General features: G+C 69.2%; 18 protein-coding genes and 1 pseudogene. 9 read left to right on the top strand and 10 right to left on the bottom strand.

All coding sequences use genetic code 11. The annotated features are described in order from the left end of the window. Window positions 1-129: 129 nt before the first annotated feature. Window positions 130-810, top strand: coding sequence for a TylF/MycF/NovP-related O-methyltransferase (locus ACZ6WH_RS04550; protein WP_469725931.1), 681 nt, complete (start codon window positions 130-132; stop codon window positions 808-810). Window positions 811-1,078: 268 nt separating this feature from the next. Here the strand turns inward: ACZ6WH_RS04550 and ACZ6WH_RS04545 are convergent, their stop codons facing one another. Then, window positions 1,079-2,110, bottom strand: a complete 1,032-nt coding sequence (locus ACZ6WH_RS04545; protein WP_469725929.1) for a glycoside hydrolase family 5 protein — start codon at window positions 2,108-2,110, stop codon at window positions 1,079-1,081. A 538-nt stretch (window positions 2,111-2,648) separates the two neighbouring features. Here ACZ6WH_RS04545 and ACZ6WH_RS04540 point away from each other — a divergent pair. Beyond that, entirely contained in the window at window positions 2,649-4,058 is a 1,410-nt protein-coding gene (locus tag ACZ6WH_RS04540) for a glycoside hydrolase family 6 protein (protein WP_469725927.1), read from the top strand. Window positions 4,059-4,281: 223 nt separating this feature from the next. After that, window positions 4,282-4,980 (top strand): annotated as a pseudogene (locus ACZ6WH_RS04535) (lytic polysaccharide monooxygenase auxiliary activity family 9 protein); the annotation flags it as partial. A 67-nt stretch (window positions 4,981-5,047) separates the two neighbouring features. Here ACZ6WH_RS04535 and ACZ6WH_RS04530 read toward each other — a convergent pair. From ACZ6WH_RS04530 to ACZ6WH_RS04520, 3 genes are all read right to left on the bottom strand, one after another. Then, window positions 5,048-6,076, bottom strand: coding sequence for a LacI family DNA-binding transcriptional regulator (locus tag ACZ6WH_RS04530; RefSeq protein ID WP_469725925.1), 1,029 nt, complete (start codon window positions 6,074-6,076; stop codon window positions 5,048-5,050). 400 nt (window positions 6,077-6,476) lie between these two features. Continuing rightward, window positions 6,477-7,196 (bottom strand): GH12 family glycosyl hydrolase domain-containing protein, encoded by a 720-nt coding sequence (locus tag ACZ6WH_RS04525; RefSeq protein ID WP_469725924.1) that lies wholly within the window; start codon window positions 7,194-7,196, stop codon window positions 6,477-6,479. Between the two features lie 812 nt (window positions 7,197-8,008). Further along, a complete protein-coding gene (locus tag ACZ6WH_RS04520) occupies window positions 8,009-8,671 on the bottom strand; it encodes an SGNH/GDSL hydrolase family protein (protein WP_469725922.1) in 663 nt (220 codons plus the stop codon). Window positions 8,672-8,870: 199 nt separating this feature from the next. Between ACZ6WH_RS04520 and ACZ6WH_RS04515 the strand changes: the two genes are divergently transcribed. After that, on the top strand, window positions 8,871-9,794 hold the full coding sequence (locus ACZ6WH_RS04515; protein ID WP_469725920.1) for a GNAT family N-acetyltransferase: 924 nt from the start codon (window positions 8,871-8,873) through the stop codon (window positions 9,792-9,794). Here the strand turns inward: ACZ6WH_RS04515 and ACZ6WH_RS04510 are convergent. The 3 genes from ACZ6WH_RS04510 to ACZ6WH_RS04500 all read right to left on the bottom strand — a co-directional run bounded on the left by ACZ6WH_RS04510 (window position 9,759) and on the right by ACZ6WH_RS04500 (window position 14,090). Beyond that, window positions 9,759-10,646, bottom strand: coding sequence for an alpha/beta fold hydrolase (locus tag ACZ6WH_RS04510; protein ID WP_469725918.1), 888 nt, complete (start codon window positions 10,644-10,646; stop codon window positions 9,759-9,761). The genes ACZ6WH_RS04515 and ACZ6WH_RS04510 overlap by 36 nt on opposite strands. A gap of 90 nt (window positions 10,647-10,736) precedes the next feature. Beyond that, a complete protein-coding gene (locus tag ACZ6WH_RS04505) occupies window positions 10,737-13,394 on the bottom strand; it encodes a hypothetical protein (protein WP_469725917.1) in 2,658 nt (885 codons plus the stop codon). 174 nt (window positions 13,395-13,568) lie between these two features. Next, a complete protein-coding gene (locus ACZ6WH_RS04500) occupies window positions 13,569-14,090 on the bottom strand; it encodes a DEAD/DEAH box helicase family protein (protein ID WP_469725915.1) in 522 nt (173 codons plus the stop codon). Between the two features lie 334 nt (window positions 14,091-14,424). Between ACZ6WH_RS04500 and ACZ6WH_RS04495 the strand changes: the two genes are divergently transcribed. Together ACZ6WH_RS04495 and ACZ6WH_RS04490 are read left to right on the top strand one after the other, a co-directional pair. Beyond that, window positions 14,425-15,957: a helix-turn-helix domain-containing protein gene (locus ACZ6WH_RS04495; RefSeq protein ID WP_469725914.1), complete on the top strand. Its 1,533-nt coding sequence runs from the start codon at window positions 14,425-14,427 to the stop codon at window positions 15,955-15,957. 165 nt (window positions 15,958-16,122) lie between these two features. Beyond that, entirely contained in the window at window positions 16,123-16,668 is a 546-nt protein-coding gene (locus ACZ6WH_RS04490) for a peptidase inhibitor family I36 protein (RefSeq protein ID WP_469725913.1), read from the top strand. A 95-nt stretch (window positions 16,669-16,763) separates the two neighbouring features. Here the strand turns inward: ACZ6WH_RS04490 and ACZ6WH_RS04485 are convergent, their stop codons facing one another. From ACZ6WH_RS04485 to ACZ6WH_RS04475, 3 genes are all read right to left on the bottom strand, one after another. Beyond that, complete coding sequence (locus ACZ6WH_RS04485) at window positions 16,764-17,507, bottom strand: class I SAM-dependent methyltransferase (RefSeq protein ID WP_469725912.1); 744 nt, start codon at window positions 17,505-17,507, stop codon at window positions 16,764-16,766. 191 nt (window positions 17,508-17,698) lie between these two features. Next, complete coding sequence (locus ACZ6WH_RS04480) at window positions 17,699-18,115, bottom strand: SRPBCC family protein (protein ID WP_469725911.1); 417 nt, start codon at window positions 18,113-18,115, stop codon at window positions 17,699-17,701. A gap of 74 nt (window positions 18,116-18,189) precedes the next feature. Next, complete coding sequence (locus ACZ6WH_RS04475; RefSeq protein ID WP_469725909.1) at window positions 18,190-19,200, bottom strand: aldo/keto reductase; 1,011 nt, start codon at window positions 19,198-19,200, stop codon at window positions 18,190-18,192. A gap of 224 nt (window positions 19,201-19,424) precedes the next feature. Here ACZ6WH_RS04475 and ACZ6WH_RS04470 point away from each other — a divergent pair, with 224 nt between their 5' ends. From ACZ6WH_RS04470 to ACZ6WH_RS04460, 3 genes are all read left to right on the top strand, one after another. Then, window positions 19,425-20,339, top strand: coding sequence for a LysR substrate-binding domain-containing protein (locus ACZ6WH_RS04470; protein WP_469725908.1), 915 nt, complete (start codon window positions 19,425-19,427; stop codon window positions 20,337-20,339). Window positions 20,340-20,415: 76 nt separating this feature from the next. After that, window positions 20,416-21,135, top strand: a complete 720-nt coding sequence (locus tag ACZ6WH_RS04465) for a GntR family transcriptional regulator (RefSeq protein WP_469725906.1) — start codon at window positions 20,416-20,418, stop codon at window positions 21,133-21,135. Between the two features lie 137 nt (window positions 21,136-21,272). Beyond that, on the top strand, window positions 21,273-22,274 hold the full coding sequence (locus ACZ6WH_RS04460) for an ADP-ribosylglycohydrolase family protein (RefSeq protein WP_469725905.1): 1,002 nt from the start codon (window positions 21,273-21,275) through the stop codon (window positions 22,272-22,274). Window positions 22,275-22,334: the final 60 nt, after the last annotated feature.

Here is a 22,334-nt window from a genome sequence, read left to right as displayed (position 1 = left end):
GTACCGCATCGAGGGCCGCGCTTGGGCGCTACGGCGGAAGAACCATCACCTTCACCGGTCCAGGAGCGTTGTACGTCACGGCGTGCCACCGCCCGGCCACCAGGCCGGGCCACGACCACAGGGAGCGCCATGCCCGAGAACATCGAGAACGTACGGGCCGTGCTGGAGACCGAGTACACCCGCACCGTGGACCGGGGCCGCCTGGACGCCATCGAGCAGGAGCTGGACGCGGTGATCCGCGCGAACGTGCCGGGGGATGTGGTGGAGCTGGGCTGCTACCGCGGCGCGATGACGGCCTGGATGCGGACTGTCCTCACCATGCTCGGCCAAGCCCGCACGGTGCACACCTTCGACTCCTTCCAAGGGCTCCCGCCCGGTGGGGCACATGACAACGCCGGCGTGCCGGCTGGCGAATTCGCAGCGGGGCCCGCGGAGGTGACGGAACTGCACCACCGGCTCGGACTGCCTCACCCTCTTGTGCACCAAGGGTGGTTCGCCGACACCCTGCCGCGCCGTCTGCCCGACTCGATCGCCTTCGCCTACCTGGACGGCGACCTGTACGACTCCATCATGATCGGCCTGACCCATTGCGTTCCCCGCCTCTCCCCCGGCGCGGTAATCGTCATCGACGACTACGCAAACGGCTCGGCTCCTCCCGGCGAGGCAGCAGCGGCCAAAGCGAAGTACCCGGGGGTGTGGCAGGCGTGCGCCGACTACTTCGACTCCCCGGTACCCGTCCAGCACCTTCCCGGCGCCCCCGAACTGGGCATCTACCGCCACGCGACCGAGGATGCCGCGTGTCCCCTCTAGCCTCGCCGATGTCTGGGCCGGCTTCCGTGGTCGCGCATGCGGAACTTCTGCATGCGCCCGCTTCCAAGATTCTGGGCGTGCACCTCGATGCAATCGTGATCATTGTGGATGGCACAGTCAGTCCCGCGAGTGCGTACCACAAGTTCACCTGGACCCGAAACTCATCCGGAATGCCCGACGGCACCGCCGCTCCAGCGTCATGCTGATGCCGACCCTCCACGAAGCCACCGGACGTGAGGGGTCCCCTGGCACCAGCCGTGACGATGCGTCATCCGCTGTAGACGGTGGCTTCCCGGGAAGTGCTCTGGATGCCGTCGGGGCCCTGGAAGATCCGTCGGCCCCAGTTGGTGAGCTGGTTGCGGTCGAAGCCGGTGGCCATGTCGAGGTACTCCACTCCCCCGCCGTTGCCGCTCCATGACCAGCCCAGGTAGCCCAGGCGCAGCGTGTTCGCGGTGCTCATGATGGCGTCCTCGTCGGGGTTGCCGTCGGAGTGCTGGTCGCCGAACTCGCCCACCACGATCGGCAGCTTCGCGGCCACGAAGCGGTTCAGGTAGTCCCCGACCTCGGCCGCGGTGTCGAACACGCCGTACATGTGGAGGGAGAAGACGGTGTTGGCTTGGGGGTCCGCCGCGAACACCGACGGGGCGTTGTCCCGCATGGTGAAGGACCAGTCCTGGCCCCAATTGGGTGCGTCCGCCATCAGCAGGTGGTGCAGGCCGGCGGCGCGGAGCTTGCGGATGGCGTCGGTGGTGTCGGCGGTCCAGGCGGTGTACCCGGTGTTGCCGTACGGCTCGTTGCCGAGGTTCACCACGACGTAGTCCTCCTGGCCGACCAGCGCGCTCTTGATGCCGACCCAGTAGTCGGCCGCCCTGGCGAGACTCACGGCGGCGCCCTGCTCGCCGTACCCGGTGGTGTCGTGGACCTCCAGCACGCAGATGAGGCGGTTCTGCTTGCACTCCGCGATGATCTGCGTGACGTCGGCGGCCGAGGTCTTCGTCCACTGGTCACCGGTGCTGAGCACCACTCGTACGGTGTTCGCGCCCAGGGTTTTGACGTCCCGCAGCGCGGTGGTGGTGCGGTCCGGGTACCAGGCGTGGGCGTGGTTGACGCCACGCATGACGAAGTCGGCACCGTTGCGCTCGACGATCCGCCCGGAGTCCACGTGCAGCCCGGCGGCGGACCCCCGGGCGGCTGTCGTCCCGACACCGGCACCCGTGGTGGTACCGGCACCAGCGGCGAGCGCGGCCTGGGCGCCGGTCACCGCCGCCAGGAAGAAGGTGACGAGGACCGCGAGGAGCAAGGAGGTACGCCTGGACGAGGGACGCCGTCCTGCCTGCTCTTTCAGGCTGTACGCCGGATGTCTCATGCTGCACTCCGATCGGACGGATGGGACGGCTGGAGGACAGATATACGGGAGCGCTCCCATAGTTCGACTGTGCGCCAGATGCGTCAAGAGTGCCTGCCACACAGGGAGTTGAGGATCCGTGGGCGACAAATCAGCGAAGTGTGTCGAGTTTCGTCGTGCGCCTGTTGCCGAAGCGTAATTCGGCGCTACGGTTCCAGAGCGACAAATGGGAGCGGTTCCATGAACCGTTCCTGCCGGAGGCGAGCGGGTGGCCCGTCTTCCCGCACTTGCCTCACCTGTTCTCCCTTCGCCCCGGGCGGGGTGCGGCGCCGTCGCGTACGGACACGCGGCACCGCGTCCGCCTGACACCGGGCGCCGGATATCGATGTCGAACCACGCATGGCCCTGCCACGCGTCACCGACGGGGGCCGATGTCCGCAGCACCTTCTCACCCGCACGAACCGAGACCGCACGAGCAGTGAGAGGACCGAACATGAGCCGCATCACCGCACCACGGAAGTCGTTCCGCGCGACCGCGCTCGCGGCGTGCACCTTGCTCGCCGCGACCGCCGGGGCCGCCCTGTCCCTGGACGGCACCGCCGCCGCGGCCACCGACACGCAGCGCACCCACGCCGCTGCGCCCGCCGCCGCCAAGGTCGACAACCCCTACGCGGGCGCCCAGGTCTATGTGAACCCCGAATGGTCGGCCCGGGCCGCGGCGGAGCCGGGCGGCAGCAAGGTGGCCAACCAGCCCACGGGCGTCTGGCTCGACCGCATCGCCGCCATCGAAGGCGCGAACGGCGGAATGGGGCTGAGAGACCACCTCGACGCGGCCGTGAAGCAGTCCGCCAACGGAAAACCCACGGTCATCCAGCTCGTCGTCTACAACCTCCCCGGCCGTGACTGCGCGGCGCTCGCCTCCAACGGCGAGCTCGGCCCCAACGACATCGACCGGTACAAGAGCGAGTTCATCGATCCCATCGCCGCCATCCTTGCCGACCCCGCCTACGCGAACCTGCGGATCGTCACCACCGTCGAGATCGACTCGCTGCCCAACCTCGTCACCAACGCCGGCGGCCGCCCGACCGCCACCGCGAACTGCAACACGATGCTGGCCAACGGCAACTACATCAAGGGCGTCGGGTACGCGCTCAACAAGCTGGGCGCGATCGGCAACGTCTACAACTACGTCGACGCCGGCCACCACGGCTGGCTCGGCTGGGACGACAACTTCGGCGCCTCCGCCCAGCTGTTCCAGCAGGCGGCCACCGCCGAGGGCAGTACCGTGGCCAACGTACACGGCTTCATCACGAACACCGCCAACTACAGTGCGCTGAAGGAGGACAACTTCTCCATCAACGACCAGGTGAACGGCGTCTCCGTGCGTCAGTCGAAGTGGGTGGACTGGAACCGCTACACCGATGAGCTGTCCTTCGCGCAGGCCTTCCGCCAGGAGCTGATCAGCAAGGGCTTCCGGTCCGACATCGGCATGCTCATCGACACGTCCCGCAACGGCTGGGGCGGCTCGGCCCGCCCGTCCGGCCCCGGCGCGCAGACCAGCGTGGACACCTACGTCGACGGCGGCCGTTACGACCGACGGCTGCATCTGGGCAACTGGTGCAACCAGTCGGGTGCGGGCCTCGGCGAACGGCCCCAGGCGGCCCCGGCCACGGGCATCGACGCGTACGTGTGGATGAAGCCGCCGGGCGAGTCCGACGGTGCCAGCAAGGAGATCCCCAACGACGAGGGCAAGGGCTTCGACCAGATGTGCGACCCCACGTACGAGGGCAACATCCGCAACAACTACCACAAGTCCGGTGCGCTGCCCGACGCGCCGCTGTCGGGCAAATGGTTCTCCGCGCAGTTCCAGGAACTGCTGAAGAACGCCCACCCGGCACTGTGACGTTCGACGGATGAACAGGTGCGGCGGCGGGGGCCCGGAAGGGGCCGGCCCCCGCCGCCCACACGCCCGCTCGCCCAGCACGCCCAGCACGCCCAGCACGCCCCTGCAACGCACCGCCCGCACCGCATCGAAGGAGGCTCCGCTCATGCACTCCCCCATCGGCCCGCGCCGCGGCCACGACAGACGCACCACCGGCACCCGGAGGAGGGGCCGCAGCCGTACCATGCGCCGGTTCTCCCTGGCCTCCGCCCTCTCAGCGGCGGCCGCGTTCGGCCTGGTCGTGACGGCCGCGCCGCCGGCCGCCGCGCACGGCGCCATGATGACTCCGGGCAGCCGTACCTTCCTGTGCTGGAAGGACGGCCTGTCGCCGCAAGGCGACATCCAGCCCATCAACCCCGCCTGCGCCGCCGCCGTCGCCGAGAGCGGGGCCAACTCGCTCTACAACTGGTTCTCCGTGCTGCGTTCCGACGGCGCGGGCCGTACCGAAGGCTTCATCCCCGACGGCCAGTTGTGCAGCGGCGGCAACCCGAACTTCTCCGGCTTCGACAAGCCGAGCATGCAGTGGCCGGTCACCCATCTCACGGCCGGTGCCCCGCTGAACTTCTCCTACAACGCGTGGGCTGCCCACCCCGGTTGGTTCCACGTCTACGTGACGAAGGACGGGTACGACCCCAGTCAGCCACTGACCTGGGACGATCTGGAGGACGAGCCGTTCGCGACGGCCGACCACCCGCCGGTGACCGGACCGGTCGGAAGTGTTGAGGGTGCCTACAAGTGGACCGCTGACCTGCCCTCCGGCAAGAGCGGCCACCACGTCATCTACTCCGTCTGGCAGCGCTCCGACAGCACCGAGACGTTCTACGGCTGCTCGGACGTCGTATTCGACGGCGGCAACGGCGAGGTCACCGGCGTCGGCCGGCCCTGAGTCCTCGCCACCTCAATACATCGCGCCCACCGCCTGAGCGCGTACCGGCCACTGTCCGGACGCCTCAGGCGGACTCGCGCCGTACGAGCTCGGTGCGCAGGATGACATGCCGCCAGGCGGCACTGCGGTTGGCGATCTCCTCCAACAGCACCCGGACCATCGTGCGCCCCATCTCGTCGATGGGCTGGCGCACCGTGGTCAGCGGCGGATCGGAGTGCTGGGCGAGTTCGGAGTCCTCGAAGCCGACGACCGCGACGTCGTCCGGCACCCGGCGTCCCTGCGCGCGCAGCGCTCCCAGCGCCCCGAGCGCCATCAGGTCCGAGGCGACGAACACCGCATCCAGCTCCGGCGCGGCCCGCAGCAGCCGCTCCATGGCCGCCCGGCCGCCCGCTTCCGTGAAGTCGCCCTCCGCGACCAAGGACGGCTCGTCACCGTACCCTCTCTTTGCGAGCGCCTGCCGGTAGCCGGCGAGCCGGCACTGCGCGGCGTACATGTCTCCCGGACCGGTGATCGTGCCGATGGTGCGGCGCCCCGCGTCGATCAGGTACTGCACGGCGGCCCGGGAACCGCCGATGTTGTCGCTGTCGACGTAGCTGCACGGCTCCTCGCTGGACCGGCGGCCGCTCAGCACCGTGGGCACGTCCAGATCGGCGAGCATGTCCGGCAGCGGGTCGTCGACGTGCATGGAGGTGAGGAGTACGCCGTCCACACGCCCGGCACGGGCGTACTGGGCGAAGCGTTCGCGCTCCTTGGCCGTCCGCACGAACGTCAGCAGCAACTGCATGTCGGTGTCGGCGAGTTCGTTTCCGGCACCGTGGATGAGGTCGGAGAAGTACGGCTCGGCGAACGCCTGCTTCTCGGTCTCGGGGATGACCAGGGCCACGACATCCGTGCGGTTGCCGGCGAGAGCCCTGGCGGCACGGTTGGGCACGTAACCGAGCTCGGCGATCGCCTGCTCGACCACCAGGCGGGTGGACTCCCGCACCCGTGGCGAGTTGTTGATCACGCGGGACACCGTGCCGCGCCCGACACCGGCCCGGAGCGCGACTTCTTCCAGAGTCGGCCGTGCCTGCGGGTTGCGTTGCCCCACCATGTCGGCCTCCCTGCCGGTTGTTCCCCGCGCCCTGCCGTCCGTGCGCGGCCGCCGTCCCACTGCTGTCTCGGCCACTACTACCGCATGGACCGCCTCAGCAGTGGCGATTCCCGACGCACAACGAATGAGAGCGCTCCCACGCCTCTCGGGAAGAGTACCCGTTCTGCCGTACTCGGGCAGGCGAAACGACGAGGACGACTCGGACGGGCGGGACAGCGCGGGGAGCCCCGCAGCGGGACAGCGCGGGGAAGCCCCGCACACTCACGACGGCACCCTGTACCGCAGTCCGTGAGCGCGCGGGGCTCCCTCAAGGCAGCTCTTGGATCACACGACGGGCCACCTGTTCAGCGCAGCACGTCGCGGTCCGGTCCCGGCGGCGTACTGCCACCCGCTCCGGCACTCATCGCACGTTGAGCGAGAAGGAGTTGGTCCGCAGGCCCTGGCCGCCCTGCCACGGCTCGAAGCCCGCCTGCACGCTCGTCAGGTACCAGGACGCGTCGAGCGAGCCGCGAGCAGCCGCGTCCCGCGCGAAGGCGCGCAGGTCAAGGGAGGTCACCGCGTCCGTGGCACTCGTACGGACGTAACTGATGACGTTCCAGCCGATGTTCCCGGCCCACACGTCGTAGGTGGCACCGGCCACGGACACACCGGAGGCGACCTTCGTCCCCACCGGCTGCACAGCGCCGCGGAACTTGTTCCAGATCATCAGCTCGCCGGCGTTCTGCCCGGTGGGGTTCGGGTTCGGGTCGAACCACAGGTCGTAGGCGACGTCGTACACCCCCGCGTCCGGAGACGACGTCGACCAGCTGCTCACCGCCTCGTTCAACTGGTCCAGCCGGCGCGGCAGGCCGCTGCCAGTGGTGCAGTTGCCGTAGTGACAACCCGCGTAGATGGAGGGGTAGGAGGCCGGGGCACCGTTGGTGGCGTTGTTGTGCTCGGCACGGGTGACGGTGAAGGACGTGCCGTCGACGGACAGGCACTGTGGGGTGGAGGCGCCCCAGACGTTGTTCTGGACGATGTATCTACCACCGTCGACACTCAACGAGTCGAACGGCTGGCAGAGTTCGGTCGCGGCGTGCGCCGGGCCGGCCATCGCCACCGGAGCGCAGAGGGCGGTCACCAGCGCTCCGACGACGACGCTCGACCGGGACCGGACACCGCGGGTCCACCGACGCCGGCGTGCGGCGGTACGAGGCAGTGCAACGGCGGCGTGAGTCGATGTGACGGCAGTGCTGCGGACAGTGGAAGGAGTGTGCATCGTGACAGGCCTCCTTGATGACGGGAGCGCTCCCGCACCCAGCTGTACGAATGCCACCGCGCGGACCCCGAGGTCGCAGAGGCAGCACGCGGTGCGCAGAGGCAGGTGCGCAGAGATTGGCGCGCAGAGATCGGTGTGCAGGTCAGGTGGGGCCGAACCGGCACCGACGTGGCGCACGTAGCCCCGAACCACTGACCCACGTCCCGCACCAGCCGTCAACAGCCCCAGCAACAAGGGGCGTTGGCGCCAAGGGAAACGACGTGAACACACCGCCCCCAGCAGCACAGATGCGTCACCGACCGCTCCTCTGTGTTCGTGACCACACTCGACACACTCCGCCTCAATGGCACCGTTGAGCCAGGCCACCCCCCATGCCGAGGGCGGCGGCACGCCACACCCCCGCCCCGGCGAGCGCCCTCCTCCCCCGGACAGGCAATACAGAACACGGGCAAGTCCTCGCCATCGCTGCACCGCGCGTTGACGGGGTCGGACGGTGACCTTATAACGGTCAGCACCGCCCACCTCTGGGATCCATTCTGGGAGCGCTCCCCGCAAGCGCCTCCCCTGCACGCTCCCTCGCCGCCCCCCATTCCGGCCACCCACCGAAGAAGGCGCCCGATGAACCGCTCCTCTCTCGTGCGGACCTCTCGTGCCGACCGTTCAGTGCTGTCCCGTCACGCGACCAGGCGCAACCAGGCCGCCGCGAGTGCGGCGTGACCGGCCGGCGTCGGGTGTACGCCGTCTGCGGACCAGTACTCCGGCCCGGTCGTCGTGGCGAGCTCTGCGAACATGCGGTCGGCGTCAAGCAGATGCGCGCCGTATTTGCCGGCGAGCCTGCGCACTGCCTGGATCTTCGGGTCCAGGTCGGTGCGCCACTCCTTTCGCTCTTGCTCTCCGATGAGCGCGGCACCGGCCTCGACGACTCCGTGGATCGGCAGGAGGAACGGCTCGATGAGGATCAGCTCCGTGCCCGCCTCGGCGAGGGGCGCGAGCAGCCGGTCGTAACCTGCTTCGAATTCCTCCACGGGGATCACGTACCCCATCGGGTCCAGCGTGTGCCAGCCCATGTCGTTGACCCCGACGAGGATGGACACCACGTCCGGGCGCGCGTCGAGCACGTCCGCCTGCCACCGAGGTTCGAGGTCCCTCACCTTGTGGCCCGCGATGGCGGAGTTCAGCCAGGTCACGGGCCGGTCCGGGTGGCGGAAGGCCCACTCGCCCGCGACGCGCAGTGGGTAGCCGAACCCGAGACCGTCCTCGCTCTCCAGCCGTTGGCAGTCGGTGATCGAATCACCGGTGAACATCACGGTGCTTCCCGGGCGAACGGTGATCGTCATGCGCACTCCTTGAACTCGGCCATACCCGCAGCCGGACGGACACCCGGCAGGACCTCTCGAAAGGTGCCAAGCCTCACCGACATCGCACCGACAGGCCCCGATACGCCACCGACAGACACCACGCCGGCATTGCCTTCGCGTACGCCTCACCCTGGCGGGCAGCCGTTGAGCACTTCTGCCGTATGAGGGACCATGCAGCATGCGCCCGGATGGCTGGTACCTCGCCTCAGACGTCGACGACTTTCTCGCCCGAGCCGGGGACTTCCTTCGTTCGCGGCCCGGCCTGCACGTCATGCAGCTGACGTGGGCCGAAAGGGTGCGCACGCGTGGGGCGGGATCGTTCGGTGCCGACGCCCCCGTCTTCGGCCTGCTGGAGCGAGCGGGCGAGGTCTGCGCCACCTTCTACCGCCTCCCGCCCCGTGCTCTCGGCCTCTCCCCGCTCACGCCCGAGCAGGCCGACTCGCTCGCCGCTCACCTGGCCGCCCTCGGGCACTCCCTGCCTTCCGTCAGCGCGGATCACAGCACAGCCACCCAATTCGCCGAGGCCTGGCAGCGGCACACCGGGGCGACGCCGAAGCTCCGTGACACGCGGCTCCGTCTCTACCGCCTCGGCACGCTCGCCCCACCGGATCCGATGCCGGCGGGGCGGGGCCGCGTTCTGGGCGAGCAGGACCTTGAGCAAGTCATGTTCTGGTGCGGCGAGTTCGCCAAGGCCGTCGGCGAGGTGGTTTCCATGGACGCCGGGTCCTGGGCCGACACGCGCTTCGCCGACAAGCGCTATACGCTCTGGGAGACCCCGGACGGCACCCCCGTCTCCATCGCGGGGCTGAACCCGATGATCGGCGGCCAGATCCAGGTGGACATCGTCTATACCCCGGCCCACCTACGTGGTCGCCGCTACGCGGGTGCCGTGACGGCCGAGGTGAGCCGGGCCGCGGTAGCCGCAGGCGCGAGGGACGTCGTCCTGTTCGCGGACCTGTCCAACCCCGCCAGCAACGCCCTCTACCAGCGGCTCGGCTATCGCGCGCTCACCGACTGGGCAGCGTACGACTTCTCGTCGCCCTCCTCAGGCCCAGCGCTTCACGAATCAGCCCCAGCGCTTCACGAAATCGATCGCCGCTGAGTTGACCTCCGCGGGGTGCGAGGCGCTCAGGAAGTGCTGCCCACCCTGGATGACTTCCAGACGCGCCTCGGGAGAACGGGAGAACATACCGATCTCCTCCTCGGCATTCGCCACGGAGTACACCTGGTCCGCGGTGCCGTGCAGCCACAGGATGGGGCAGCGGACGTCGTCCAGCCGGCCGTGGAGCCCGTCGCGGTCCCGCAGGTTCACCGTGCTGAGGCGCAGGCGGTGACGCCCGGCGTCGCCGGCGTAGTTCGCACGGTACGTGGCGAGCCAGAACTCACGTTCCTCGGCCGAGACGCCGCCCATGGCCGTGTCGAACACGGCGTCCACGACCTCGTCCGGCACGACCCAGTCCTCTCCGACCGGCTCGGCGAGGGCATCGACGAGCGGCGTGTTGAATTCGACGCCGTCCCAGCACCCCAGGTCGCGGCTGCGCGGGCTTTCGAAGTCCATCGACGTGCCCAGCGTGATGAGGCCCTTCACGGTGTCCGGGGCGAGCAGCGCCATGCGGGCCGCCACCCAGCCGCCCTGCGAGGTCCCCAGGACGAAGGCCTCGCGAATCCCGAGGGCCGCGAGGGCCTGCAGGTTCGCGATTGCGCTGTCCCAGTAGGTGAAGTGCTGGTACGAGGCTCTCGTGCGGCCGTGCCCGTAGGGCTCCAGGGCGAGCAGGTTGACCGCGGACCCGAGCGCCGGGTCGGCGTACTGCGGCCGGTACAGCTCGGCCGAGGTGGTGTACGAGTTGATCAGGACCAGCGTCGGGAGCGCGGGATCGTACGGCCTGCCGAAGGTGTATCCGATGGTCGACCCGCCGAGGTGCGGGATCTCGACGGTCTGCTCGGTCTTGCTCACGGATTGCTCCTCTGTCTGTACGCGGGAAATCTCCGGGGACGTGCCCACTTGCCCGAACAGGAACCCAGCCCCGGTCCATTCCTGTACGGCTCAGCCGCGACGGCCTCCTCCGCCCGGATTGGTTTCGCTGTTCCCGGAATTCGCGCACCCGGGGCAGCTCCCGGCCCCCTGCTGGAGTTGCCGGTGTTCGTTCGCGAGGTCGACCACCCGGGCCATCGAGGGCTGGTCGGTTGAAACTCCGAAGCCGTACCGGTTGAAGAAGGCGAACATGTCGGCGTTGGCACGTTCCACCGCATCCTGTGTCCCGTCGTATGCCGCCAAAGCGAGGCTCCTGACATCGATGCGGACGAGCCTGTCACCGTCGGGCGGGGCCTGGCCGACCCGCTCGCCCCACTTGAGGAAGATCTTCTTCACCGGGCCGTCCTCCACCAGCCCGCCCAGGTACTCCTTGACGATCTGCACGGCCGCGTTGTCTCCCAGGTCGAGAGTGTCGAAGGTGCGGGTGATTGCCAGGGAGGCGAGCTCGGCGAACCGGTCGACCTGTGTCTCCCGTTCTTCGGTGCGCTGCTGGCTCTCGTCGAGCTGCGCCAGCTGATCCGCGACGTTCTCGGCCTCCGGTTCTTCCGCCGGTTGCGGCGGGGCCGGGTCATCGAGGTCGAGTGTGGCTGCCTGGAACCGGCCGACCTGCCGTGCGATGTCCAGAGCCGTCCCGTTCACGGGCTCTCCGGATCGCGAAGGAGCGGCCCGGTTCACCTCCACCACCACTGCCCTCAGCCGGGCAGCGACCCGGGGGTGCGTGGTGACGTACCGGTGGATCTCCTCGTACGCGTCCGCCGCGCCCGCTGCGTACTGCTGGCGCTGTGCCTCGAACGCATACCTGTGCGCCACCGGCTTCCTCCATGTTCCCTCGGACACCGGAGCCAGTACGACGGCACACAGCAGGGCGACCATGAGTCCGATGTTGATCCCGCCGAGGGACCGCCGGCCGAAGTTGAGGAGGGCACCCAGCGGCAACCGGGCTTCGCCGAAGCGGGCCGGACGCAGCCGCTGCCTGATCCGCGCCACACGGTCGGGCCAGCGCAGCACGGCATAGCTGCCGATGGCCAGCAAGGCGTAAGCCATCAGCCAGTACAGCCAGTGCACCTCGGTCAGCCCCTGTACCTGTTCCAGCACGCGGCGTGCTGCCGCGACTTGAGCCGGAGAGAACGACAGCACGTTGGCCAGCCACACCACGAGCAGCGCCAGCACCAGGCCGAGTTGCAGGGAGAGGACGAGATCGGCCGCCGCCTGCACTGTCGGCCGTGTCGAGTCCTTCAATTTCCGCCAGCCGCGCCAGGACAGCCAGATCGCCAGCGGGAAGAACAGCCCGGCGGCCGGGCCTGTGGTCAGCACGTCGCCGCCGACGAGCTGCTGGGCGGCAAGGGCGAACAGCGCTGCTCCGGGAAGGTCAGGCAGGTGGCGCACCACCCAGCGCTCGGACTCGCTCCACCGCTTCACCGCGAGCAGCAGAGTCCAGCCACCGAAGAAGAGCAGCGTCACCAACGGGATCAGCCGGGCGGGAAACTCACGGAGCAGGAGGCCGAGCGCCACCACCAGGTTGCCGACACCGAGTACGAGGGCGCCTGCCGCAACGTACCGGCGATGCAGTATCCAGCGGAGCAGTGCTTCGACAAGTGCCCTGCCCGCCACTGCCACCGCAGCCGCGAGACCCAGCCCGAAGACCGCCCCGAAGACTCCTCCCATGACTGCGCCGAGGGCGGCCAGCAGCACGTCCCCCACACCGTCGATCTCGTTCCGGGTGGCCAGGCGCCACGCCGCCCAGGCGGCCAGCCCGAGCGTGACGTACAGCCCCACGAGCGCGGTGGTGTCGCTCAGGTCCTCGTCATCGCGGGCAGCCGGAACCGGCGCTGCCGGTGCCCTGCTCTCGTGCAGTCGCCGGGCGACATCGAGGAAGGCCTCGGCATTGGGCATCTGGTAGAGAGGCTTGACGCAATGCGGCAGGACAGCGTTTCCTCGCGAGGCCACGACGAGACCGCGCTCGTCCGTGAGCGCGACCGAACCGACATCCTCCCAGGAAGTGAAGTCTTCCCGGCTGCGGCCATACCTGCGCCGCACGGCCAACCCGTCCTGGCGCAGCACGAGATCCCCGAAGGCAACCTCACCGCCACTCCGGATCGCCGCGGCAGCCGATCGTCCCTGGGCCTCCCGGACCCCCTGCCGGATCGCCGAACCCCACTCCCTCTCCTCCGGGAACTGGGCGCCCCTGATCACCGTCCGGGTACGCACTCCTCGGATCTTCTCCCCGGACAGCAACGGCGGGCGATGCGCCGTTCCTATCGTGCTGACCATCCCGTCGGGATTGGCCAGCTTGTAGCGGTTCCAGCCATCCATGAAGAGCACGGTCGACGACCACGGATAGACCACTTCCGAGCCGTCGGCCGTGACCGCGACCAGGCCATGCTCGTAGAGCTGGATCTCCCTGGCGCGCCTTCGGCGCCACAACGCCCTCGCAGCGGACAGCCCCCACACCATCAGGCCGGACATCACCGCGACTGAGCCGGCGCGTGCCAGGCCGAGGACCTCACCGAGAAGGAACACCAGCAGGAGGACCAGAAGCGCCAACGGCACCAGGGACAGGAGCTGCAGCGCATATCTGGCAGGACCCAAGCGCTGCGGGACGTAGGTGCGGCGATGGCTCCCCAGTCCCGGGCGCTCCACACTCCCCTGTGCACCCACCAGACCATCCATCCCAGGGTGCGTTCCGCACAACACCCGTCGCAGAAGTATCAAGTTGACTTCTGCGGCACGGTAGCAGCACGCCCTCCTGCGCGTCGGTACCTGCCCGTGATCCCGGTCGAGGACGCTTCCTTGTCGCTCCCGCGTCGTGGGCTCCGTGTCGCGGCCTCCATGCCGTTGGCGGCCTCAGCTCTTGATGGCCTCAGCGATCCGCGAGGCGGCCTGGGCGGGTGTGAGGTGCGTGGTGTCGACGACCTCGGCCTCGGCGTGCAGCCACGTGCGAGCCGCCTCGGCGTAGGGCTCAAGGTATTTGAGGCGGAACGGGGAGGGGCCTAGAACGGTGTCCCCCTCGATGCGCTCGCGAAGGGTGCCCTGGTCGGCGTGGAGAACGAAGTGGCGTACTGGGATGGAATGGTGGGCGAGACCCGTGCTGATCTCGCGCCAGTACTCCTCGACCAGGACGGTCATGGGCATCACCAGCGTGCCGCCGGTGTAGTCGAGTACGCGGCGGGCGGTCTCGACTACCAGAGGCCGCCACGGCGGCCAGTGCTGGAAGTTGTCCGTCACGGGCAGCCCCGGCGTGATGTCCATGAGCGTCTCGCCGACCTTTTCCGCATCGAACACCCGGGAATCCGGGATCAGTTGCTGGACGAGTGCACTGGTCGTCGTCTTGCCCGCGCCGTGGGTGCCGTTGAGCCATACGATCACGGTTCCCGACGCTAGCGCTGTCCGGGCCACGAGGACCGGGAAGAGCGGAAATCCGGTACGGGTTCGGCGTGTCTCGGCCTGGCGCCAGCCACCAAGAGCGGGTGTCACAGTCACAAGTGACCGCCCGGTCACGGATGACCGCCCTTGTGAGGGATGGCATTCGTGAGGCGCGAGCGGGACGCTCGACGGAAGCGTCTCCACAAGGCATGTGTGTCGCCGGAGAGTAGACCGGAGGCGCGGATTGTCGGCAGCAGGGGACGGGGACGTGAGTGCCATGGGGGCGCAAGGACAGGGACAGGGCCGAGCCGAGCGGCTCGACGGGCTGCTGTGTGAGGTGCGGCGTCAGGCCGCACGCGGGGTGGAGCCGAATGTTCGAAGGATTCTCCACTGGCTGCACGAGCAGACCGGCGCACACGTTGCGCTGGTCGCCCACGATGCGGAAACGGTGGAGTGCGCCACTGCGGGATTTCCCCGGAGGGTGTTGCGTACGCTCGCTTCGCTGCTCACGCGATTATGCGAAGGACAACTGGCCGCGGCCGCGACTCAGGCCGAAGGGCTGCACGTGCGCTGTGAAGCACTGGGGCCCCACACGCCACGCCGGGTGCTGGTGGTGGCCGGCGCCGCGGAACCGACCGCCGACACGCTCACCCTGATTTCCCACACCAGCAGCGTCCTCACACTGCTGCGCCGGGCCGGGGACAGCGACCGAACCCGGCGTGACTACCAGCGCAAGGCACGCCAGCTACGGTTCGCGGTACTGCAGGCACTGTTGGCGGGGGAACCGCTACTGGCCCGCCGGATGACGGCCGGTGCTGTCCCGCCGCTCCTGGACGTCGGCCGGCTCCGTCTCCACCTGCTGCACTGCTCGTCGGCCGACCGTGACGGGATCGTCCGGGCCCATCAGGACCCCTCCGGCTACCACGGCGCTGACCTGATGGTGCAGTGTCCCGTCTTCAAAGAACACGTGATCTGCCTCATCGCCGATGACGAGCCGGGCGACCGGACCAGCGGCGAGACCAGTGTCGAGATCAGTGGCAAGAGCGGCGGCAAGAGCGGTGACGGAGAAACAGGGCACTCCGGCGGCCAGGCCGGCGGACTGAGCGAGACCTTGCGCCGTCTCGTCCGCGACAACCCACGCTACGCGCTGGGCATCAGCGGAACGCACCCGCTCGACGCTACGGCCGCGGCCTACAGTCAGGCCGCGCACGCCCTGGCCGCCGCCCGCACCATCCCCGACCGCGTGGCTTTCTCGCACGGCCAGTCGCCTCTGTTGGGCGTCCTCCCCCGCCGGAGCGCTGTCGGCTGGGCCCGCGCTCTGCTGCATCCGCTGGACACCGCCCCGAAGACCAGCGCCGATATCACCCGCCTGGCCATGAACATGCCCCGGTCCGCCGTGGCCGGCCTCCTCGGCCTCAGCCGTAACACCGTCACCGCCCATGTCCAACGTGCCGAGCGGGCCCTCGGCTGCGATCTTGCCGATGTCCGCTCGCGCGCCGCTGTCCACCTGGCCTTCGCCCTCAGCAGCTCCTGCACCGATCCCGACCTCGAAACCGATGACCGTGGACCATCCGCCACCCTGCATGACCTGCTGTGTACCGAACGCGCCGTCGCCTGGGCCCGCACACTCCTGCGCCCCCTTGAGGTACGGCACCGCCGGACTCTTCAGGCGTGGATCGACGTCAACGCCGATGCCCAGCGGGCCTCCCACCACCTCGGCATCAGCCGCAACACGGTCCGGGCTCATCTGCGCGCCGCCGAGGCCGCGCTCGGTCTCGATCTGTTGACCCTTGGCACCGGCATCCACGACGTCGTCCACGCCCTGGACATCACCGCGACCCGGGCGGCGGAAAGCATCGTGCACAACTAGAGCACTTTGTTGAGCACCGTGCACATTGGCCGTCAGGTGCGGTCTCTTCTAGCGTCTTGGTTACCGAAGCCCGCGAGCGCCCAGAAAGTCCGCGTAACCCAGCGGACGGGGGGCCACCTCGGAGACGAGTGGCACGCGGCGGGCCATCCAGGGGGAAGGAACATCATGCGTACCACCATGAAGATCGCGTCGGTCACCGCTGCCGTCGCCGTAACCGCCGGCGCGTTCGCCGGCGTCGCCAACGCTCAGGAAGCACAGCCGGAGAAGGCGCCACAGAGTGTGCAGGCTACGCTCGGAGGCGCGGCCATCGATCTGAGCGAGACCTGGGCAGGCGCCGACGTCTGCGAGGTCGGGGCGTCCGGGAAGGCACGCTGCTGGGACCGGGCAGCGGCAACCACCGCGGAGCAGAAGGCGGAGTTCGCCAAGAGGAAGAAGTGCAAGACGCACAACTTCTGCCTCTACGACGGCAAGAACTTCAAGGGCCGCATGCTGAAGTTCAACGACGAGTACTGGCACAACCTGGCCAAGTACGGCTTCAGCAACAAGACCTCGTCCGCGAAGAACAACCAGAACGGCGACGGCCCGTTCAAGGACCACGCCTACCTCGCCAACGGCCGTAACGGCGAGGGCAAGAAGGTCAAGATCGCCCAGGGCGAGAGCGCGGCATCGCTGGGCAAGTTCAACAACAAGGCCAGCAGCGCCCACGGCTGACACCGCTGAGCCGGTCATGATGCCCGGTGCGCCGTCAGGTCTCCCACGGCGGCGCACCGGTCACGAAATTCGCCGGTCCTTTCACGACCGCGTCGTCAGGCGCGGCAGCGCAGCATTTCCAGCGGCGGCTTCGCGAGGAGATCCGACCAGAATTCTTCGCCGAACTCACGGATGCCGGCCTCGGATACCTGCAGCGGGACCCATTTCACCTCACTGAAACCGGCGGTCAGCAGACACTCCTCGTAGACCTCTCGACGCGGGACCGTGCTGACAATGCTGATGGGACGCGGGTCAAGGAGAGCCGTGACCCGCGCGCGCGGTCCCGTCTCGCCTTCCTCGCCGGTGGGCTCGCAGCGGAATCCGTACTTCTCCAGGGACGGGCAGTCGAATCGGTAGTCGGGTTTCTGAGCGAGCACGAAAAACTCCCCACCCGGCACCAGGCTGCGGTGGATGTTGCGGCACATCCGCCCCATCGCCGCGGCGTCCTCGGCGTAATTGAGGCACTGCACTCCCAGCGCGATGTCGAAGCGGCGGTCGAGGGTCCGCAACTCGGCCACGTCCGCGACTTCGTAGGACACATCCAGAGGGTCTCGCCGTTCGTTCTCCCGCGCGGCGGCGATCATCTCGACGGAGATATCGACGCCGAGAACATCAGCGGCGCCGCGCCGCTTGAACTCCCTGCTGTAGAAACCGGTGCCGCAAGCCAGGTCGAGAATCATCTTGCCGCTCACATCCCCGACCATGGAGAGAAAGCTCGGCACCTCGCCGTAACGTATCAGCGGCAGGGTCTTGAACCCCTCGAATGCCTCGCCGATCTCGTCGTACTGCTGCACACCCACGTGCCACTCCTCCCGTGCTTCACCCTGTGGCTCGTCCGTCCCGGCAGAGTCTCCTCCGCCCGGGGCCGGTAGCCGTACTGGCAGATGGCACAAGACATTGGCCGTGCTTCTCCCCTATCAACCAACTACTCAGCCAACTACGCCACGAAGCGCGTTTGCGGGGCGCCGATTCAATCGGTGGGGGCCGCCTCTCACGCCGTCACCGTTTCCCGGAGTGCCGCGAGGCCGTCGGTGTAGATGCCGTGGAAGAGCGCTACGGCCTCGTCGTCGCTGACTCCGGCCGGGGTGAAGCTGCCCGACCACTCCACCCGCGATCCGGCGCCGCCGGGCAGCTCGTGCACCGTGAGAGTGGAGAGGTAGTCCGTGACCGGGAAGGGTGCTTGCTGGATGGAGTAGGAGTAGGTGCGCGCAGCGTCGTCGAAGGCCTGGAGGCGTTCGACGATCGTCCCGCCGTCCTCGTTGGTGAGGCTGCGTATGCGTCCGCCGTCGCTGAGTTCGCTGGTACGGATGTAGGGCAGCCAGTCGGGGAGGGAGTCGAAGCCGCCGATGAGCTGCCAGGTGCGGTCCGCGGGCCACGGAAGGTCGATCGACGTGGTCGTGGTGGCCATCTCTGTCTCCTGCAGTGGTGGGTCGGATGAGGTGGTGGGGCTGGTGGGTGAGCGGGTGGGTCTGCGTGGTGGGGTCAGGCGCCCGGTACGGGGGCGTCCGGCTGGATCAGCCGCTCGGTGCGCAGGTCCGTCCAGAAGGCCGCCGGTACGTTCTCGTTGAGTGCCGTCACGTCCTCGGCGATGCGGCTGGGGCGGGTGGCGCCGGGGATGGCGGCCGCGGTGGCGGGGTGGGCCAGGGCGAACTGCAGCGCCGCGGCCTTGATGCTGACACCGTGCCGGGCGGCGAGGGCCTTGATGCGCTCGACCTTCTCTATGATGGCGGGCGGCGCCTGCTGGTACTCGAAGTGCTGTCCGCCGGCCAGGATGCCGGAGCTGTAGGGCCCGCCGACGACGATGTCGACGTCCTGCTCGGTGGCGGTCGGCAGCAGCCGCTGCAGGGCGCGCTCGTGGTCCAGCAGGGTGTACCGGCCGGCCAGGAGGAACGCATCGGGCCGGGGCTCGTCCAGGTCGAGGGTGAGTTCCAGCGGCTCGACGCGGTTGACGCCGAGACCCCATGCCTTGATGACACCCTCGTCGCGGAGCTTTTGCAGGACGCGGAAGGCGCCGGTGCGGGCGGACTCGTAAGCGGCCACCCACTCGTCGCCGTAGAAGTCCTGGGCGACATCGTGCACCCAGACGATGTCCAGGCGGTCGGTTCCCAGGCGCTTGAGGCTGTCCTCGATGGAGCGCTTCGTGGCGTCGGCGGAGTAGTCGTTAAGGATCTTGTTCGGGCGACCGTGCTCGAAGATGCCGCCCTTCTCGCCGAGGTCGCGGTGGGCCGGGTCCTCCACCTCGTCCAGGATGACCCGGCCGACCTTGGTGCTCAGGACGTACTCGTCGCGAGGCTTGCCGGCCAGTACCTCGCCGAGTCGGATCTCCGACAGCCCGGCGCCGTAGAAGGGGGCGGTGTCGTAGTAGCGAATGCCCTGGTCCCAGGCGGCCTGGACGGTCGCGGCGGCCTCCTCGCCGGGAATGGCACGGAACATGTTGCCCAGCGGCGCGGTCCCGAAGCCGAGCCGTCCCGGCAGAAGTGAGCTGATACCCATGGAACTGATTCCCATCTGTCACTCAGAGTGACGCGAGGCCGGATATGCACCCGTCTGCGCACTCATTTCTCTTACGTGTTCGACGGTATGGTCGATGCTTGAGACTGTCCAAGACATGCTTGGACACACTTGAGTCCCCAGAGGTCTTAAGAGGCAGAGGCCTCAAGGGGCAGAGGTCTGTTACGAGACAGAGGTCTTACGAGACGCCGTACGAAAGGTCTTGCATGCTGGATCTACGTCAGCTCCGGTACTTCGTGGCCGTCGCCGAGACGGAACACGTGGGGCGGGCCGCCGAGAAGCTGCACATTTCCCAGTCACCCCTCAGCCGGCAGATCGCCCAGCTGGAGAAGGACCTGGGCCTGCTCCTCTTCGAGCGCAGCCAGCAGCGCATCCGGCTCACCGCCGACGGCCGGACCTTCCTCTCCGAGACCCAGGCCCTGCTACGGCACGCGGACCGGCTGGAGAATCTGGGCCGCCGGCTCGGCCGCGGCGAAGAGGGCGGCCTGTGCGTGGGCTACCTCGGCGACGCCATGCACTCCGGAGCGCTGCCCCGGGCACTGCGGGACCTGCACGAAGCGCGCCCCGGCATCCACGTGGCCCTCTACAACCTGCCGCCCGCCGAGCAGTTCGAGGGCCTGCGGCAGCGCAGCCTGGACATCGCACTCGTCCCCGAGCCGCCACCCCAGGACGACCCCGATCTGCGCGGCGCACTGCTGCTGGAGGACCCACTACTACTGGCCGTACCGGAACAACACCCGCTCGCCTCACGTGCGGAGGTCCGCCCGGAGGATCTGGACGGCCGGCCGTGGGTGGCGGTCGAGGACAGCCAGGACCCTGCCTGGCGCGACGCCTTCATGGCCTCCTGCGCGGCATCCGGCTTCCGGCCCGACATCCGGTTCGAGGCCACGGAACCGCTCACCGCCACGGGACTCGTCGCCTCCGGCCTCGGCCTGGCCCTCGTACAGCGGAGCATGGTCCGGGCCGCCCAGAACGTGGTCGTACGGGAGCTGCCGTGGCTCGATGAGACGGTGCGGCTGTGGGCGGCCTGGCACCGGATCGACCTGCGGCCGGTGGTCGCCGCGTTCCGGTCGATCGTCCTGGCACCGGTGACGGACGGTGCCGATCCCTCTGTCGGCTAGCCCCGCGCCCCGGGGCGGCGCGCCGGTGTGATCCAGGTAACGGACAGGTTCAGACAGGTACGCCTAGGCTGTGGACATGTCCGAACAGGCACGCAAGCATCAGCGCGTAGCGCGCATCCTGAGCCGGGAGATCCGGGCCGGTGCCCGGCGGCCCGGCAGCCGGTTGCCGGGGGAACACGCACTGACCCGGCAGTTCTCCGTCAGCCGGGCCACCGTGCGCGAGGCGCTGCGCCTCCTCGCCGAGGACGGGCTGATCACGACCCACCCCGGGGTCGGGTCGATCGTCACCTTCGAGGGCAGCGTGCTGGACCACCGGCACGGTTGGTCCCAGGCGCTGACCGAGCACGGTACGGCCGTGGATACCACCGTGCTGAACCTGGAGATCGTCCAGGACGCGAACCTCGCTGCCGAACTGGCTCTGGAGCGAGCGGATTTCCTTGCCGTGGACCGCGTCCGCACCCTCGCTGATGGCACCCGCATCTCGCTGGAGCGCAGCCGGGTGCCGTTCCAGGACGAGCTGGTGGAGGTACCGGCACGCGGTCTGGTCGACGGCTCGCTCACCGCTACGCTCGCCTCGGTCGGGATGGTGGTGGCGTCGGGGGAACAGCGTGCGACCGCCGTACCGCTGAACGACATCGACGCGGTGCTGCTGATGCGCACGGCCGGTACCTCCTTCCTCCGTGTGACGCGCATCGGCCGCTCCCCTGCGGGCGCGCCGATCGAGCACGTGGTCAGCCTCCTGGACCCGGAACGGTTCGAGCTGCGCACCCACTTCGGAGAGCCGGGCTCGCTCTGACACCGGGCGCGAACGCCTCACAGCACCGCACCACAGCCGCCGCTCCCCCCACCACCAACGCACCTCCGCCCCCGCGCTGCCGTACGAGCCGCAGGCCATGCCCGCAAGGCCCTGAGAGAGACCAGGAAACACCGCACATGAACGACCCCCGCACCGATCGCGCGCTCGGCGCCCTCTACGGTCTCGCCCTGGGCGACGCCCTCGGCATGCCGACCCAGATCATGTCGCGCACCGCCATCACCGCCCGTTTCGGCAAGGTCACCGGCTTCGAGGCCGGCCCGCCGGACAACCCCGTCGCCGCCGGTCTGCCCGCGGGCAGTGTCACCGACGACACCGACCAGGCCCTCATCGTCGGCCGGCTGCTGGCCGAGGGCCGGGGACGCATCGACCCCACTCAGCTGGCCACCGCGCTGCTGGAGTGGGAGGCCGAGATGAAGGCCAAGGGCTCCCTGGACCTGCTGGGCCCGTCCACCAAGGCCGCGCTGGACGCCGTGACCCGTGGCGTATCCGTCACCGAGACCGGCCGGACCGGCACCACCAACGGCGCCGCCATGCGCGTCACCCCGGTGGGCATCGCCTTCTCCCACGACCCGTTGGAGACCTTCCTCGACCGCGTCGTGGAGTCCTGCCAGGTCACCCACGACACCAACATCGGCATCGCCGGAGCGGCGGCCGTCGCCGCCGCGGTCAGCGCCGCCGTGGCCGGCAGCGGCCTCACCGCCGCGCTGGACGCCGCGCAGACCGCGGCCGCGGCGGGGGCGCGACGCGGCCACTGGTCCGCCGGCGCCGACATCGCCACTCGTATCCGCTGGGCGCGCGACCTGGTCGCCGGGGCCACGGCCGAGGACGCCGTGGACACCATCAGCGACCTGGTGGGCACCAGCGTCGCCTCTCAGGAGTCGGTCCCCGCGGCATTCGCGGTGCTCGCACTGGCGGGCGACGACCCCTGGCAGGCCTGCCTCCTGGCCGCCAACCTCGGCGGCGACTGCGACACCATCGGCGCCATCGCGGGCGCGGTGTCCGGTGCCGTCGCGGGCCTGCGTGCCCTCCCCCCGGAGGCCGTCGCCACCCTCCGTTCCGTCAACACCCTCGATCTGGAGCCACTCGCCGCCGACCTGCTCGCGCTGCGGACACACTGAGCCCCGCTCCTGGGATTCCCCTCCCCGGGAGGCCCGCCCCGGCCCGCCTCCCCTCTCGCC

It is taken from the genome of Streptomyces sp. NPDC050806 (assembly GCF_055586425.1).
This window is presented reverse-complemented; position numbering and strand designations above follow the sequence as displayed.

Bases quoted from the DNA above. Each gene is read 5' to 3' on its own strand.
- ACZ6WH_RS04465 (WP_469725906.1), top strand. From the start codon at position 20,416: ATGTCCGAACAGGCACGCAAGCATCAGCGCGTAGCGCGCATCCTGAGC.
- ACZ6WH_RS04460 (WP_469725905.1), top strand. From the start codon at position 21,273: ATGAACGACCCCCGCACCGATCGCGCGCTCGGCGCCCTCTACGGTCTC.
- ACZ6WH_RS04480 (WP_469725911.1), bottom strand. From the start codon at position 18,115: ATGGCCACCACGACCACGTCGATCGACCTTCCGTGGCCCGCGGACCGC.
- ACZ6WH_RS04540 (WP_469725927.1), top strand. From the start codon at position 2,649: ATGAGCCGCATCACCGCACCACGGAAGTCGTTCCGCGCGACCGCGCTC.
- ACZ6WH_RS04490 (WP_469725913.1), top strand. From the start codon at position 16,123: ATGCGTACCACCATGAAGATCGCGTCGGTCACCGCTGCCGTCGCCGTA.
- ACZ6WH_RS04530 (WP_469725925.1), bottom strand. From the start codon at position 6,076: ATGGTGGGGCAACGCAACCCGCAGGCACGGCCGACTCTGGAAGAAGTC.
- ACZ6WH_RS04505 (WP_469725917.1), bottom strand. From the start codon at position 13,394: ATGGATGGTCTGGTGGGTGCACAGGGGAGTGTGGAGCGCCCGGGACTG.
- ACZ6WH_RS04550 (WP_469725931.1), top strand. From the start codon at position 130: ATGCCCGAGAACATCGAGAACGTACGGGCCGTGCTGGAGACCGAGTAC.
- ACZ6WH_RS04475 (WP_469725909.1), bottom strand. From the start codon at position 19,200: ATGGGTATCAGCTCACTTCTGCCGGGACGGCTCGGCTTCGGGACCGCG.
- ACZ6WH_RS04470 (WP_469725908.1), top strand. From the start codon at position 19,425: ATGCTGGATCTACGTCAGCTCCGGTACTTCGTGGCCGTCGCCGAGACG.
- ACZ6WH_RS04515 (WP_469725920.1), top strand. From the start codon at position 8,871: ATGCGCCCGGATGGCTGGTACCTCGCCTCAGACGTCGACGACTTTCTC.
- ACZ6WH_RS04520 (WP_469725922.1), bottom strand. From the start codon at position 8,671: ATGACGATCACCGTTCGCCCGGGAAGCACCGTGATGTTCACCGGTGAT.